The following is a 16078-nucleotide window of genomic DNA, read 5'->3' as shown; positions in this document are numbered from 1 at the left end:
GGGGCTGAACGACAGGAGGGGAGGGGCGACGCTTGCGCTGCGGAATAACGAGAACGATCACGGTCCCGCTGCTTTTGGCGCTGCTGCTGGCTCTGCCGCCCTCGGGCGTCGCGACGCCGGGCGCGGCGGCCGGCGGCCTGACCGGGGGTAAAGCGTATGCCGCCGGCGATAGCGGCCCGGACAATCGGACGAAAGCGCCGGGGACGCCGCGCGAGGATAGCTACGAGGCGTATATCGCCTCGTTCGTGGACCGGGAGAAGCCTGCGGAAGAGGTGTTGATCGAGGCCGAAGCGTATTCTGCCGCGACCGGGGTGAACGTCAGGGTGCTGCGCGATTTCGCCGGCTTGCCGGGAGCGTCGCTATGGACGGACGAAACGGGCTCCGTGGAATGGAAAGTTCGCGTACCCAAGGATGGCTTATACCAGTTGGCCGTCCGCTATTACCCGGTCGAGGGCAAAAGCGCGGCCATCGAAAGGCAGCTCCTGCTCGACGGGCGCGTTCCGTTCTCCGAAGCGAACGGGATCCTGTTCGGCCGGGTATGGGCGAACGAAGCGCCGGACATCGCCAGGGATAACCGCGGCAACGACATCCGCCCGAAGCAGGCAGAACGGCCGATCTGGCAGGAGACGGTCGTCCGGGACGCGCAGGGCTACTACGAGCGGCCGTTTCAATTTTACGTTACGGCGGGCGAGCATACGATTACGCTCGTCTCGGTGCGGGAGCCGATGGTCGTCCGGTCGCTGCGGCTGTTCCGGGAGCCGGAGCCGCCGGCCTACGCCGAGCTTGCGCGCGAGTACGAGAAGAAGGGTCTGCGCCCGATCCCCGACACGCTGACGAAGGTGCAGGGCGAAGCGGCGGTGCGCAAATCCGATCCGACGCTGTACCCGCTGAACGACCGCTCGAGCCCGGCGACGGAGCCGTACGACGTGTCGAAGATCCGGATGAATACGATCGGGGGACACAACTGGCGGCTGCCGGGACAATGGATCGAATGGGAGGTCGAGGCGCCGCGGGACGGCTTGTACCGGCTGGCGTTCAAGAGCCGGCAAAACGGCTTGCGCGGACTGTATTCGACCCGCAAGCTGACGATCGACGGGAACGTTCCGTTCCGGGAAGCCGAATCGCTGCGTTTTTTGTACGGCCGCGACTGGAAGCTGTTCGAGCCCGGCGACGAGGGCAAACGTCCGTATTGGTTCCACCTGACGCCGGGCAAGCATACGATTCGTCTCGAGGTGACGCTCGGCGATATCGCCCCGCTCATCCGGACAGTCGAGCATGCCGTGCTCGAACTGAACGCGCTTTACAGGCAGATTATCAAAATAACCGGCACGTCACCCGATCCGTACCGCGACTACCGGCTCGACCGGCAAATTCCGCGGCTGACCGAACGGTTCCGCGAGCAGAGCGAGTTGTTGACGGGCGTGGCCGGGGAGCTGGAGCGGCTGACCGGGGAGAAAAGCGACAAAGTGGCGGCTTTGCATACGGCGGCGTATCAATTAAACGATTTCGCCGAACGGCCGGAGACGATCCAGCATCGGTTAGGCGCCTACCAGACCAACGTCGGCAGCCTCGGAACGTGGATGCTGACCGTGCGCGAGCAGCCGCTTGAAATCGACTACTTGCTGCTGGCCGGGGAAGGCGCGAAGCTCCCGAAGGAAGATGTCTCCTGGCTGGCTAAAGCGAAGCACGAGGTGTTGTCGTTCGTCTACTCGTTTCTCGAAGACTACAACAGCATCGGGGACGTATCCGGGAGCGGCGACGCCGTCACCGTCTGGATCGGAACGGGACGCGACCAGGCGCAGTCGCTCAAGTCGATGATCGACGATACGTTCACCCCCGCGACGGGCATTCGGGTCAACCTGAAGCTGGTCCAGATGGGAGTGCTGCTGCCCGCGACGCTGGCCGGTCAAGGGCCGGACGTGGCGATGCAGATCGGCAACGAAACCCCGGTCAACTTCGCGATGCGCGGCGCGGCGTACGATGTGAGCGCGTTTGCGGACTATCCGCAGGTGGCCGGACGGTTTCGCGACAGCGCGATCGTCCCGTACCGTTACGGCGAGCGGGTATTCGCCCTGCCGGAGCAGCAGACGTTCCCGATGCTGTTTTACCGCAAGGACGTGCTGGACGGACTGAAGCTGAACGTTCCGGATACGTGGGACGACGTGTACCGCATCATTCCGGTATTGCAAAAAAATGCGATGCAATTCGCCCTTCCTCTGGAGCAAAACTTCGCGCGCATGCCGACGATGGCGCCGAACGCCGCGTTCGCGGCGCTGCTGTTCCAGAACGACGGAGACCTGTACGACGCGGGCGGGCGCAGAAGCGGGCTCGATTCGGAGCCGGCCATGCTGGCGTTCAAACGCTGGACCGACATGTACACGGGCTATAAAATGCCGCTTACGTTCGATTTCGCCAACCGGTTCCGCACGGGGGAGATGCCGATCGGCATTGCCGACTATTCGCTATACAACCATCTGTCCGTATCCGCTCCGGAAATACGCGGGCTGTGGGAATTCGCTCCGATTCCGGGGACGCCGACGGCAGGAGGCATAGTGCGCCGGGAGGCGCCCGGAGGCGGAACGGCGATCATGATGCTGAACGGCGCCAAAAACAAGGCGAACGCCTGGACGTTCATGAAGTGGTGGACCGGCAAAGAAGCGCAAGTCCGGTTCGGCCGCGAAATGGAAGGGCTGATGGGCGCGGCGGCGCGGTATCCGACGGCCAACGTCGCGGCGATGGCCGAGCTTCCGTGGCCCGCCAAAGACTATGCTCGCCTCGAGCGGCAGTGGGAATGGGTCAAGGGCGTGCCCGAGGTGCCGGGCGGGTATTTCACCGGACGTCATCTGGACAATGCGTTCCGCGAAGTCGTCAACCGCAACCGCAACGCTCGCGAGACGCTGTACGACTACACGAGCGACATTAATGAAGAAATCGCTTTGAAGCGCGGCGAGTTCGGATTACCGGAATGAGGCGTCCCGGAGTATCGTCCCGCCGAGCTCGAAGCGACAAAGGAAAGGGGAGAAGCCGGTGACGGGCAAAATCGCCGCGGAATGGAAACGAAGCAAGCATTCGTACGCGCTGCTCGCTCCTTATTTCCTGTTGTTCCTGCTGTTCACGGTCGTTCCGGTTGCCGTATCGATCGTCATCAGCTTCACGTACTTCAATATGCTGGAGTTTCCGCGCTGGATCGGCTGGCACAACTACGAGCGGCTGTTTCTGGAGGACGACGTCTTCATCATCGCCCTGAAAAACACGTTTCTGTTCGCGGTCGTAACCGGCCCGCTCAGCTACGTCGCCTGCTTTGTGTTCGCGTGGATGATCAACGAGCTGTCCCCGAAGATCCGCGCCCTGCTGACCTTGCTGTTTTATGCGCCGTCGATATCCGGCAACATTTATTTCATGTGGCAGCTGATGTTTTCCGGGGACGCCTACGGATACGTGAACGGGTTTCTGATGAAGATCGGGGTGATCTACGAGCCGGTGCAATGGTTGACGGATTCGAAATACATGCTGGCGATCGTCATGCTCGTGCAGCTGTGGCTCAGTCTCGGCACAAGCTTCCTGGCATTCATCGCCGGACTGCAAAACGTCGACAAAACGCTGTTCGAAGCCGGAGCGGTCGACGGCATCCGCAACCGTTGGCAGGAGCTATGGTACATTACGCTGCCGGCCATGCGGCCGATGCTCCTGTTCGGCGCGGTCATTCAAATTACGGCTTCGTTCGCGGTCGCCGACGTCGCGATCGGCATGGCCGGCTTTCCGAGCGCCAACTACGCCGCGCATACGATCGTGACGCATCTGATCGATTACGGGACGGTTCGCTTCGAGATGGGCTACGCATCGGCGATCGCCACCGTGCTGTTCGGACTCATGGTCGGCATCAATTTGTTGACGCAGCGCGTGCTGCGGCGGGTGGGAGAGTGAGCGATGGGAACGGGGAATGTGACGATCGAACGGGCGCCGGGGGCGACCCGCGCGCGCGTGCGCGGCATACGGTCGCTAAGGCGCAAAGACAAGGTGAATCGGTCCCTGTGGGGAGACCTGCTGCTGTTCATCTTCCTCGGCGGCACTGCCGTATTCATGGCGCTGCCGATGGTATTCGCGATCAACAACGCGTTCAAGCCGCTGGATGAAATATTCGTCTTTCCGCCGCAGCTGTTCGTGCGCAACCCGACGCTGTCCAACTTCGGCGACTTGTTCATGCTTCTCGCGGGCTCGTGGGTGCCGGTATCGCGGTATTTGTTCAACACGGTATTCATTACGGCGGCAGGGACGGCCGGACATGTCATTCTCGCTTCGGCCGCCGCCTACCCGCTGGCCAAGCATTCGTTTCGCGGCAAAAAAATCATGTTCGCGACGATCGTGCTGTCGCTCATGTTTGCCGGGCAGGTTACGGCGATCCCGAACTACATGACGATGTCGTGGCTCGGCTGGATCGACTCGTACGCGTCGATTATCGTTCCGGCGTTCGCCTACCCGCTCGGGCTTTATTTGATGAAGCAGTTTATGGAAATGATTCCGGACTCTTTACTGGAGGCGGCCAAAATCGACGGGGCCAGCGAGTACCGCATTTTCTGGCAAATCGTCATGCCGCTCGTCAAGCCGGCCTGGCTGACGCTGACGATTTTGCTGTTCCAGTCGCTATGGGGCACCGACGGCGGCAGCTACGTGTACAGCGAGCAGTTGAAGACGCTGCACTACGCGGTGACGCAAATCGTGCAGGGGGGAATCGCCCGCACCGGGGCGGCCGCCGCCGTATCGCTCGTGCTGATGTCCGTGCCAATCGCTTTCTTCGTCTTCTCGCAAAGCAAAATCATCCAGACAATGGCCGCCTCGGGCATGAAGGAATAGGGGGATTGACCATTGACCATAAGCAGACTGACGAAGCTGGCGCTCGCCGCCTGCGCGGCGGCATGGTTTTGTATGCTCGTCCGACCCGTTCCCGCTGACGCCGAGCCTTACCAAGGATACACGTATTCGTATTGGCGGAAGGCGGAACCGTCGCCCAACGCGTACGCGCCGCTCAAGACGGTGAACGGCACGGCGCTTGGCATCGGACCGTTCAAGCAGCCGGGCGATCTGTCCGTAGCGAAAGACGGACGCATCCATGTGCTGGACTCCGGCAACGGCCGCATTGCGGTGCTGGACCGCGATTATCGGCTTGTCCGGGTAATCGGCGGCTTCCGCAACGGAACGAAGGACGACCGCTTCGACAACCCGCAAGGGATATTCGTCACGGACGATAATCGTCTGTACGTGGCGGATACGGGCAACGGGCGCGTCGTGGAGCTGGATGCGGACGGCTCCTTCGTGCGCGAGATCGGGCCTCCGAAATCGGAGCTGGTGCAGGAAGGGTTCACGTTCATTCCGATCAAGGTCGCGCTCGATCGGGCGAAACGGATATACGTTGTCGGCCGCGGCGTGACCGATGGGATTATGGAGTTCGACCAGGACGGCCAATTTCAATCGTTTCTCGGAGCGCCTAGAGTGGCGTTCAACCCAGCCGACTATTTCTGGAAACGGGTATCGACCAAGGCGCAGCGGGAGAAGATGATCCAGTTCATTCCGACGGAGTTCAATAATGCGGACATCGATGGCGACGGCTTCCTGTTCGCGACGACGCAGACGGCTACGGTCGATCCGATCCAGAGGCTGAACCCGACGGGCACCAACGTTTTGAAAAAAGACAGCCATGCGCCTCCGGTCGGCGATTTGTTGACCGAGGCCGGCAAGATGCCGGCGTTCGCCGACGTCTCGGCGGGCGAGCACGGTTTGTACAGCGCGCTGGACACCAGCAAAGGCCGCATCTTCACCTACGATGAAGACGGACATCTGCTTTATGTGTTCGGCACCGTCGGCGATCAGGAAGGCGCCTTCCGGACGCCCGCGGCGATCGCGCGCGCCGGCGACCGTATGCTGGCGCTCGACCGCGACCAGGCTCTGCTCACCGTCTTCGCGCCGACGCCGTTCGGTCAGGCCGTCAACGCGGCGGTCGCCTACCAATACGAGGGCAGGCAGGAGGAAGCGCGCCGGATGTGGGAGCGGGTGCTCAAGCTGGATGCGAACTATGAGCTCGCCTATACCGGCATCGGCAAAGCGCTGCTGCGGGAAGGCCGGTACAAGGAAGCGACGAACCATTTCAAATTGGGGTTCGACCGGACGTACTATTCCAAGGCGTTCGCTCTCGAACGGAAGCGGCTCGCCCGCGCGGCCTTCGGACCGGTCATGTCGGCCGCGGCGGTCGCCCTGGCGCTCTTCTGGCTCGGCCGTACGGTTCTTCGCCGGCGCCGCGGGCCGCGCAAAACGGACGGGAAAGGAGGCGTCGCGGCTTGACCGTCTCGAATCGGGCAAAGTTCGCCCTGTATGTGACCGTGCATCCGTTCAAAGGATTTTGGGATATGAAGTACGAAGGCAGCGGCCGCATGTCCGCCGCTTTGGCCGCCGTGCTGCTGCTTGCGCTCGCGACAATCGTCAAGCAGCAGTTTGCCGGATTTATCGTCAATCGCAACCATGTGGAAGAGCTGAACAGCCTGAACCAGCTTTATTACATCGTGCTGCCGTTTTTGCTGTGGTGCATCGCCAACTGGTCGACGACGACGCTCATGGACGGCGAGGGCACCTTTGCCGACATCGTCATGGCGACCGGCTATGCGCTTATTCCGTTGACGGTCGTGTACGTGCCGCAGACACTGTTCAGTCATTGGATCACCGAGCAGGAAAGCGCGTTCTACTACTTCCTCGATGCGCTCGCGGTCGCGTGGTCCGGCTGGCTGCTGTTTATCGGGACGATGACCGTGCATCAGTATTCGGTTGGCAAAACGATCGTCACGATGCTGCTTACGCTGCTCGTCATCGGCATGATCCTGTTTATCGGCCTGCTGTTCTTCAGTCTCATTCAGCAGATGGTCGCGTTCGTCGCGACGATTCACAAGGAGATCGCGCTGCGGCCGTAACGCCGCGCGTTTATCCGGTACGAGGAGGCGCCATGAAAAAAACGATGCTCATTGTGCTGGTATCGGCGCTGGCGGCCGGCGGCCTCGGCTTCGCGGCCCGGAGCCGTCCGAGCGGGGCGACGTCTCCCGATCCGCCCGCCGCGCTCGCAACCGTCGCCGCGCTAAACGCGAATGCGGCCGCGCCCGGCAGGTCTACTGCTTCGCCAAGCGTGCCCGCCGCTCCTCCAGGCGGCTCAGGCTCCGCTCCAAGCGGTTGGCAAAACGCGTCCGGCGTTCAGCCGGAACGTTCCAACGCCGTGTCCGGCGCTGTCCAGAGCGTGCGTCCGGCCGCCGATGCCGCTGTCCCGGACGGCGTTCCCGGCATGAAGCCGGTCGCGAACAACGGGAAGCTGGCCTTGTTCTTTCAGCCGGAGACGACGGAAATTGCCGTCAAGCGGCTGCAGACCGGCGAGGTATGGTATTCGAATCCGCCCGGCCGGCAAAGCGACCCGCTCGCCGAACCGTTCGTCAAAGGAAGGCTCGGCTCGCAATTGTCGATGACATATTATTCGGGCGACGGCAAAGTCGGGTTTATCGACAACTTCAACGAAAGCGTGCAGAAGAAGCAGTTCGAAGCCAGCCTGGAGGGCGACGCCGTTGCCGTTACGTATACGATTGGCGACGTATCCGCGATGCTGGCCGCTCCGAAGCGGTTCAAGAAGGAGCGATTCGAGAAAGATATTTTGCCGCGGATCGGAGACGGCAAGAAGCGCGAGGAGTTTCAGGCCTCTTACCGCAATGTGGAAGAGACGGACTACTACGAGCAGTGGAACAACATCCCGAGCGGCCGCAAAAAACAGCTGCTGGAGACGCTTGTCGGCGTCGGCTATACCGAGCGCGACTTCGAGCTGGATAACCGGCAGACCGGCGTCATCGTCGAGCCGCGGCCGAGCTTCAAGGCGACGCTGCGCTATGCGCTTGACGGCGACCAGCTGGTGGTGACGATGCCGATGTCCAAGCTGACGCAGTCAACGGCGTTTCCGATCCGGACCGTATCGCTGCTCGAATTTTTCGGAGCCGCGGGCGCAGACGCGCAAGGGTATATGCTCGTGCCGGACGGCTCGGGAGCGCTGATCCGGCTGAATAACGGCAAGACGTCGGCCCGGCCGTTGTCGGTGCAGATGTACGGCAGCGACGGGACGCTGGACGAGAAGCGGCGGGGGGCGATCGCCGAGAAGGCGAGGCTTCCGGTGTTCGGCATGATGCAGGACGGGAAGGCGCTATTCGGCATCGTCGAGCGCGGCGATGCGCTGGCCAATGTGGAAGCGGACGTAAGCGGACGGCTTCATTCGTACAATGTCGTCTACCCGAGCTTCAACGCGACCGAGATGGACACGGTCACGCTCGCCGGAAACGGCATCAAGAACGAGGTGGCCCTGTTTCAGCCGGCCATGCACACCGGCGATATCGTCGTGCGGTACATGTTTTTGGCCGGCGAGGACGCCACATACTCGGGCATGGCCAACTATTATCGCAGTTATCTCGTGGCGAACAATCGTTTATCGGCGTTGCCGCCGGCAGCCGCCCCGCCGTTCGTCGCCGAGCTGCTCGGCGCGATTCCGAAGCGCACGTCGTTTCTCGGCGTTCCGTATCGCAAGACGGAGGCGCTCACGCCGTTCGCCGAAGCGGAGCGAATCGCGCGGAAACTGAAGGAGGCGGACGTCGCCAACATCGCCCTCCGCTATGTCGGCTGGTTTAACGGCGGGCTGCTGCCTTCGTTGCCGACCTCGATCCGGCCGGAACGGGCGCTGGGCGGGGACTCCGGCTTCCGGGCGCTCGCGAGAGCCCTGCGGGAAGAGAGTATCGGCTTTTACCCCGACGTATCGCTGCTGAGCGCCTACGAACGCGGCTTGCGGCTGGGGCCGAATCCGAACGCATCGCTGTTCATCAAGCAGCAAAAAGCGGTGAAGGCGCCGTTCAATCTGGCGACCCGGCTGCGCGACTCCGGCAACGCCGCGCCCTACTTCATCGTTTCGCCGAAGAAGCTGCCCGGCATCGTCGGACGGTTTGCGGACGCTTACGCTTCATATGGCATTCCCGGACTTTCGCTCGGGGACTTGGGAGACGCGATCAACTCCGATTACCGCAAGAGCGCTATGGTCGACCGGCAGCAGGCGGCCGGCGTGCTGACGGAGCAGGCGGAGGCGCTGGCCAATCAATACCCCGACCTTCTACTCGACGGCGGCAACGCTCCGATGCTGCCGTACGGCAAGCTGATCGTCAACGCCCCGCTCGCGAGCAGCGGCTACCAGCTTGCGGACGAGACGGTTCCGTTTTACGAAATGGCGCTGCACGGCTACGTCGATTACGCCGGACGTCCGGCCAATGCGTACGGAGGCGATTTGCGCGATTATACGCTGAAGCTGCTGGAGACGGGAGCGAACGTCTACTTCCAGTGGATGAGCGTCCCGGGATCGACGGTGAAGGATACCGAATTCAGCCGGTATTACTCGCACGAATACGCCGATTGGTTCGACGACGCGATTCGCATGTACGCGGAAGTGCGTCCTTTCCTGAGCGATGTCCGCACGCGGCCGATCGTCCGGCACGAGAGGCTGGCGGACGGCGTATACCGGACGACTTACGGGGGCGGAAAGACGGTTACGGTCAATTACAACGCCGAGCCGGCAACGGCGGACGGGATGGCCGTTCCGGCCAAAGGCTACAAGGTGGGCGGTGAACATCGGTAATGCGCAAACCTTTATCGTTCGACAAACGGAAGCAAAGATTCGGCATCCTCTTTCTGCTTCCCTGGCTGATCGGCTTCGTCCTGCTGTTCGCCGTGCCGATGCTCGAATCGTTCCGCTACAGCCTCGGCAAGCTGGAGCTGCTGCCGGAGGGCGGGTATGCGATCCGGTTCGAGGGATTCCGGAACTACGTCGCCGCCCTGACCGAGCATGCGGAATTCAACCGGACGCTCGCCGAAGCGGTGATCGCGATGTTCGTCAATGTGCCGCTCATCCTCGTATTCAGCCTGTTCGCCGCCAGTTTGCTGAATCAGAAATTTCGTGGGCGGGCGATGGCCCGGGCCATTTTCTTCCTGCCCGTCATTCTTGCCTCCGGCGTCATAGCCGACATCCAGAATGGGAGCATTATGGCATCCGTTATGGACGGGATGACGTACGGCGGGAATCTTGACCCGGAAGCGACCGGGCTGCAGACTTCGGTCTTTTTGCAAAGCTTCGAGTTGAAGGGCATGCTGCTCGACGCCGGGCTGAACGAACGGATCGTCGTTTATTTGACCGGCGCGGTCGACCGGATTTACGAGATTATCAGCTCGTCGGGCGTGCAAATTTTAATCTTTTTGGCCGGGCTGCAGTCGATCTCCCCTTCGTTGTACGAAGCGTCCCGCATCGAAGGGGCGACGGGGTACGAGATCTTTTGGAAGGTGACGTTTCCGATGGTCAGTCCGCTTATTTTGACGAATGTCGTCTACACGGTCATCGACAGCTTTTTGAACAACCCGTTGACGAAGCTCGTCTACCGGACCGCCTTCACCGAGCTGAATTTCGGGCTGAGCGCGGCGATGTCGTGGATGTATTTTGCAGTCGTGGCGGGGCTGCTGGCCATCATCGCGCTCGTCGTATCGCGGCGTGTGTTTTATTACGATTAACGCAAAGGAGAGAGGCGATGAATGCGCATCGGTATCGCATGCAGCTCGTATCGGACCGTCTGAAGCACGGAGTCTGGGTGTTCGTCCGCGCCGTTCTCGTCATCGGCTTGTCCTTCGTCATCCTGCACCCGATTCTGCAGAAGCTGGCCGAAACGTTCAAAGACCCGGCCGATCTGTACAATCCGAACATCGTCTGGATTCCCGTTCACGTGACGCTGGCGAACGTGAAGGTCGTCTGGAACGTGCTCGATTACGGCCGGACGACGCTGAATACGGCGCTGCTGTCGGGCTGCGTCATGGTGGCGCAGACGGCCGTCTGCGCGCTGGCCGGCTACGCCTTCGCCAGACTGCGGTTCAGGGGCAGCGAATTTCTATTCGTCTGCGCGGTATTCACGATTCTCGTTCCTCCGCAGACGATCATGGTTCCGCTGTATATGCAGTTCAAAAGCTTCGACATCTTCAATCTGGTGACGCTGCTGACGGGGCGCGACGGCATCCCGCTGATCAATACGTATTGGCCGCTCGTCCTGTCGTCGCTGACCGGCATGGGAGTGAAGTCGGGGCTGTTCATTTATATATTCCGCCAGTTTTTCCGCGGCTTGCCCAAGGAGCTGGAGGAGGCGGCGTTCGTCGACGGCGCGGGCGTCGTGCGCACGTTCGTGCGGATCGCGCTGCCCAATGCGGTGCCGGCGCTTGTGACCGTCATGCTGTTCACCTTCGTCTGGCAATGGAACGATACGTTTTTTTCCGGCATGTATATGGGCGAAACCGGGCTGCTGTCCAACAAGATGGCGATGCTCGACCCGTATTTGAAAAAGCTGCTGACCGGCGACGCGAATTTATTGGGCGTCGATCCGTTCCATTTGTCGCTTTTGAAGGATGTCGCGGTGCTGTTCATGATGCTGCCGCTCATCGTGCTGTACTTATTCGTGCAAAATTACTTCGTGGAAAGCGTCGAGCGCACCGGCTTGATCGGCTGATCGCGGGAAAGAGGGATCGGGATGAACGGATTTTACCGAATTGGACAACGGGCCGGGGACGGCCGCTGGACGCTGGAGGACGGCGACGGCCGACCGTTTTATTCGCTCGGCGTCAATTGCTTCAACTACGACCTCGGGGAGCCGATGGAGGCGTACTTGATGGACCGGTACGGAGGAGTCGGCTGGTTCGGCCGCTGGGCGGGCGCCAAGCTCGACGGGGTGAAGGAGCTGGGCTTCAATACGCTGGGGGCGTGGCATTCCCGCTATTACTGGAACAGCAAGGTGCCGAAAACGATTGAGATCCGCTGCTCGCAAAAAGCGAACCGGGTCAATAACGGCTGGGGCGGCTATGGGTTTCCCGACGTGTTCGACCCGAGCTTTGCCGCTTCGGCGCACAGCGCCATGGCGGATACGTACCACGCCAGCGGGGCGTCGCTTGTCGACGACCGTTCGGTCATCGGGGTGTACACCGACAACGAGCTGCACTGGTGGGGCACCGGCGGACATTGGGGGCAGGACGACCCCGGGTCGGCGACGAACGGGACGAATCTCGTAGAGGACTACATCCACCTTCCGGCGAACGCCCCCGGCAAGCGGGCCTGGATCGATTATTTGCGCGAGCGGTACGGCGACATCGGCCGGCTGAACGCAGCGTGGAACGCGGAGTACGACACGTTCGAGGAGCTGCTGTGGCTGCGGGAATACCGGGCGGCGGAGCCGGCTTACGGCGACGACAAGCTGGGCTTTCTGCGACGGATTGCCGAGACGTACTTCCGGACGACGACGGACATTTTGCGCCAGTACGACGGCAACCATCTGCTGCTCGGCTGCCGCATGGTTGGCACGAGCACGCCGGATGTCGTGCTGGAGGCGATGAAGCCGTATGTCGATGCGCTGTCGCTCAACTATTACTGCTTCGAGCTGCCCGAGGCGTGGATCGCCCGGGCACATCGGATCACCGGCAAGCCGGTGATCATTACCGAATTCAGCTTCAGCGCCGGCTCCAGCGCGGGCTTCGACCTGATCACGAACGGAGCGCAGCTTGCCCATGTGCGCGACCAGAAGCGCCGCGGGGAAAGCTACCGCGACTTCGTGACGCAAGCCGCCCGCATGCCGTTCATGCTCGGCACGCATTGGTTCGCGCTGTACGATTTCTGGGACCGTCAAGGTCTGATCGGCAATTACGGGCTGTACGACCGCAAAGACGAGCTGTGGAGTGAGTTCGCCGAAGCGGTGAAGGAGACGCACGCGGCGCTTGCGCCGGTGCTGGCAGGCCGCTGACGCAAGCTGTCCGGGATTCGAAACGGAGAGAGAAGGAGTGACGAAGGATGGCGTTGATCGAATGCAACTTCTGGTCCGATACGCTCGGGACTCATAGCACGATGCTCGTTATCGTGCCGAACCGCCGCTATGTCCGGCAGCCGGGACAGAGCGGCGATAGCGAGCGAACATTGCCGGAAGGCAAGCTGCCGACGCTGTACCTGCTGCACGGCCTTGGCGACGATCATACGAGCTGGCTCAGACGGACCCGGGTGGAGGAATACGCGAACGCCGTGGGAGTCGCCGTCGTCATGCCGAACGCCGGGCGCAGCTTCTATGCGAATATGGACCGGGGGCACGATTACTGGACGTTCGTCGGCCGGGAACTGCCGTACGTCGCGCAGTCGCTGTTCCCGCTCTCCGGCCGTCGGGAGGATTGCTTCGTCGCCGGCAATTCGATGGGCGGATACGGCGCGTTCAAGCTGGCGCTCGCCTATCCCGACCGGTTCGCGGCGGCGGCCAGCTTGTCCGGCGTGCTCGATATCGCTTACCGCGCAGACCCGCAGTGGCGCGAGTTCGTGAACATTTTCGGCGACCTGAATGCGCTCGCCGGCAGCCCGAACGATCTGCTTCATCTGGCCGACCGGGCTGCCGCTTCGGGCGGGCCGGTGCCGCTCTTGTACCAGTGCTGCGGCACCGCCGATTTCCTGTACGAGCACAATGAACGGTTTGCCGCGCACGCCCGGCGGCTCGGGCTGCCGCTCGCGTACGACGAAGAGAAGGAGTCGCACAATTGGGCGTATTGGGACCGGCAAATCGCCCGCGTCATCGACTGGCTGCCGATCGATTCCGCCTCGACAAGCTGAATGGTTTCACTGTCGGATCTTACAGTCGCAAAGGAGGCGAGGCTTTGCTTTACTTGGGCATCGATATCGGCACGACGAATGCGAAAGCCGTACTCGTATCCGACGATCTGCGGATCGCCGCGGAAGGATCCGTCCCGTATCAGCTCGACGTGCTCGGCAACGGCGGGGTGGAGCAGAATCCGTACGATTGGCAAAACGCCGTCGGGCTTCTTATCTCCCGATTCCGCTCGGAAGGCATCGATCCGGGAAGCATCGCCGGCGTGGCCATAAGCGGACACGGCTGCGCGCTCGTAGTCACCGACGGGCTGGGACGGCCGCTGCGGCCGGCGATCAGCTCGCTGGATACGCGCTGCAAGGCTCAGACGGAGCGAATCCGGCAAAGCGCGGGAGACGTCGTCGCGTGCATCAACGGCAACGGCGTGGGAGCCTTCAACTTCGAGCCGAAGCTGCTGTGGCTGAAAGAGACGGAAGCGGCCCATTATCGAACGATGCCGGCGTTTTTATCCCCGACGAGCTATATGGTGCGCTGGTTGACCGGCCGGACCGTCATGAACGTTTCCGACGGAGGCATCGCGATGGCTTACGACCGTCTGACCGGAGCCGGATGGAGCGATCGGGTTGTTGAGGCGATCGGGCTGGACAGGGACAAATATCCGGAAATCACCGGCTGTGCGGACATCGTCGGCACCGTATCCGCCGCAGCCTCTTCCGAAACCGGGCTGCCCGCCGGCATACCGGTCATCGCCGGAGGCGAGGATACGTCCTCGGCCGCGCTTTCGCTCGGCGTAACGAAGCCGGGGATGGCGTTCGTCTCGCTCGGCACCCAGGGCGTCGTCGGCGTGTGCACGGACCGGTTCGCCGTCCGCACGGAGTTGCTCGGATTTCCGCACGTCGTCGAAGGCTGCCATCTGCTCTGCGGGTCGATGAGCAGCGTCGGCGCGGGCATGCAGTGGTTTATTCGCGAATGGTGCGGCGATCTGCTGCAGGACCGTCCCGAACCGGGCCGGACGGTGCACGACCGGCTGGAGGACGAATGCGCCGGTACGCCTCCCGGCGCGGGCGGGCTGCTGTTTCTCCCTTATTTGTCCGGCGAGCTGCATCCGGTTTTGGACGAACGGGCGGCAGGGGTCTTCTTCGGCTTGAAGCTGGAGCATACCCGGGCGCACATGGCTCGTGCCGTCATGGAGGGAACGGCGCACGCGATCCGGCACAATCTGGACTTTGCCCGCCGCTCGGTCGGCCCGGTAGACCGGCTGAAGGCGGTTGGAGGCCCGACGGGAAGCCGTCTCTGGTGCCAGGCGATCGCCGACGTGACCGGCTGCGGCGTGACGGTGGCGGGATCGCGGAAAGGGGCTGTCGGCGCGCCGCTCGGAAACGCCCTGCTGCTCATGAACCGGCTGGCGGGCATCGATTGGTCCGAGTCGTTGTCCGCTTTGCTGACGGACGAAGTGGCCTACGAGCCCTCCGCTGCGGCAAAGGCGATGTATGACGATCACCATGCCGTCTATATCGAGCTGTACAACAGGGTGAAGGAGCTCTTTCCCGCCATGCAACGAACCTCGTAGCCGGTTTTGCAGAAAGGAGGCGGCGCCATGCCGCTCGATAAAAACAGCCCGGTTCCGCTCTACCACCAGCTGACCGAAGCGCTCGTCAAAATGATCGAGGATCACTATGTCGAAGGCGATGCGCTGCCCACGGAGCCCGAGCTCGAGCAGCGGTTCGGAGTCAGCCGGATGACCGTCCGGCTGGCGATGAACGCCCTTGCGGACGAAGGGCTGGTCGAGCGCAAGCAAGGGCGGGGGACGTTCGTCCGCAGCCCGAAAATTACCCATCAGCTGACGTCGATCACGAGCTGGACCGAGCAGATGAAGGAACGGGGCTTCGTGCCGCACACCGTGCACGCCGAGATCGTCGTAGTCGACCCGCCGAAGAAGATCGGCGCGCTGCTTCAGCTCCGTCCGGGCGAACGGACGGTCCGCATCAAGCGGGTGCGTTACGCCAGCGGGGAGCCGATGTGCATCATGATCAATTACGTCAAAGAAACGCTGCTTGGGGGATTCGCGGAGAAAGGACTGCAGGGCGAGTCTTTCTATGAGACGCTGGCCCGCGACTACGGCATTCGCATCGCCAAAGCGCAGGAAACCGTCGAGGCGCGCGAAGCGACGGAGCACGAGGCCGAGCTGCTGCGCATCCAGGCGTGGTCGCCGGTGCTGTTCGTCACCCGGTTGTCGTATTTGCCCGACAGCGTGCCGTTCGAGGTCGTGCATCTGACTTCGCGGGCCGACCGGTACCGGTATCAGATCATGCTGTATGCGGGGGACGCCGCTACCCGTTGAACGGCCGTTCAGCCGTGCAGTCGTGCAGCCG

General features: G+C 62.2%; 12 protein-coding genes. All 12 read left to right on the top strand.

What is annotated here, in order from left to right; genetic code table 11:
• Positions 1–32 precede the first annotated feature (32 nt).
• Genes ABD796_RS02515 through ABD796_RS02460 form a run of 12 tightly spaced genes read left to right on the top strand, consistent with a single transcriptional unit; the run spans position 33 to position 16047 of the window.
• A complete protein-coding gene (locus tag ABD796_RS02515; RefSeq protein ID WP_344902321.1) occupies positions 33–2969 on the top strand; it encodes an extracellular solute-binding protein in 2937 nt (978 codons plus the stop codon).
• Between the two features lie 58 nt (positions 2970–3027).
• Entirely contained in the window at positions 3028–3924 is an 897-nt protein-coding gene (locus tag ABD796_RS02510) for a carbohydrate ABC transporter permease (RefSeq protein ID WP_344902317.1), read from the top strand.
• Between the two features lie 3 nt (positions 3925–3927).
• Complete coding sequence (locus ABD796_RS02505; protein ID WP_344902314.1) at positions 3928–4851, top strand: carbohydrate ABC transporter permease; 924 nt, start codon at positions 3928–3930, stop codon at positions 4849–4851.
• A 12-nt stretch (positions 4852–4863) separates the two neighbouring features.
• Positions 4864–6333: a gluconolactonase gene (locus tag ABD796_RS02500; RefSeq protein ID WP_344902311.1), complete on the top strand. Its 1470-nt coding sequence runs from the start codon at positions 4864–4866 to the stop codon at positions 6331–6333.
• Positions 6330–6953 carry a Yip1 family protein gene (locus tag ABD796_RS02495; protein ID WP_344902308.1) on the top strand — a complete coding sequence of 208 codons (624 nt, stop codon included), beginning with the start codon at positions 6330–6332 and terminating at the stop codon, positions 6951–6953. The genes ABD796_RS02500 and ABD796_RS02495 overlap by 4 nt, the downstream gene beginning before the upstream one ends.
• 32 nt (positions 6954–6985) lie before the next feature.
• Positions 6986–9682, top strand: a complete 2697-nt coding sequence (locus tag ABD796_RS02490) for a DUF5696 domain-containing protein (RefSeq protein WP_344902305.1) — start codon at positions 6986–6988, stop codon at positions 9680–9682.
• A complete protein-coding gene (locus ABD796_RS02485; protein WP_344902303.1) occupies positions 9682–10605 on the top strand; it encodes a carbohydrate ABC transporter permease in 924 nt (307 codons plus the stop codon). Before ABD796_RS02490 ends, ABD796_RS02485 begins: the two co-directional genes overlap by 1 nt.
• 17 nt (positions 10606–10622) lie before the next feature.
• Positions 10623–11585 carry a carbohydrate ABC transporter permease gene (locus ABD796_RS02480; protein WP_344902300.1) on the top strand — a complete coding sequence of 321 codons (963 nt, stop codon included), beginning with the start codon at positions 10623–10625 and terminating at the stop codon, positions 11583–11585.
• A 21-nt stretch (positions 11586–11606) separates the two neighbouring features.
• Positions 11607–12866: a hypothetical protein gene (locus ABD796_RS02475; RefSeq protein WP_344902297.1), complete on the top strand. Its 1260-nt coding sequence runs from the start codon at positions 11607–11609 to the stop codon at positions 12864–12866.
• A 47-nt stretch (positions 12867–12913) separates the two neighbouring features.
• Complete coding sequence (locus ABD796_RS02470; protein WP_344902294.1) at positions 12914–13711, top strand: alpha/beta hydrolase; 798 nt, start codon at positions 12914–12916, stop codon at positions 13709–13711.
• A 44-nt stretch (positions 13712–13755) separates the two neighbouring features.
• On the top strand, positions 13756–15276 hold the full coding sequence (locus ABD796_RS02465) for a xylulokinase (protein ID WP_344902291.1): 1521 nt from the start codon (positions 13756–13758) through the stop codon (positions 15274–15276).
• Between the two features lie 27 nt (positions 15277–15303).
• Complete coding sequence (locus ABD796_RS02460) at positions 15304–16047, top strand: GntR family transcriptional regulator (protein ID WP_344902287.1); 744 nt, start codon at positions 15304–15306, stop codon at positions 16045–16047.
• The last annotated feature ends 31 nt before the right edge of the window (positions 16048–16078 follow it).

This window comes from Paenibacillus hodogayensis (assembly GCF_039536325.1).
Lineage (GTDB): Bacteria > Bacillota > Bacilli > Paenibacillales > NBRC-103111 > Paenibacillus_AB > Paenibacillus_AB hodogayensis.
The sequence above is the reverse complement of the archived record's forward strand: the minus strand, read 5'-3'. Positions and strand labels throughout refer to the sequence as shown.

Coding starts and splice junctions, on each gene's coding strand:
- ABD796_RS02505 (WP_344902314.1), top strand. CDS start 3,928: ATGGGAACGGGGAATGTGACGATCGAACGGGCGCCGGGGGCGACCCGC.
- ABD796_RS02490 (WP_344902305.1), top strand. CDS start 6,986: ATGAAAAAAACGATGCTCATTGTGCTGGTATCGGCGCTGGCGGCCGGC.
- ABD796_RS02485 (WP_344902303.1), top strand. CDS start 9,682: ATGCGCAAACCTTTATCGTTCGACAAACGGAAGCAAAGATTCGGCATC.
- ABD796_RS02480 (WP_344902300.1), top strand. CDS start 10,623: ATGAATGCGCATCGGTATCGCATGCAGCTCGTATCGGACCGTCTGAAG.
- ABD796_RS02475 (WP_344902297.1), top strand. CDS start 11,607: ATGAACGGATTTTACCGAATTGGACAACGGGCCGGGGACGGCCGCTGG.
- ABD796_RS02470 (WP_344902294.1), top strand. CDS start 12,914: ATGGCGTTGATCGAATGCAACTTCTGGTCCGATACGCTCGGGACTCAT.
- ABD796_RS02460 (WP_344902287.1), top strand. CDS start 15,304: ATGCCGCTCGATAAAAACAGCCCGGTTCCGCTCTACCACCAGCTGACC.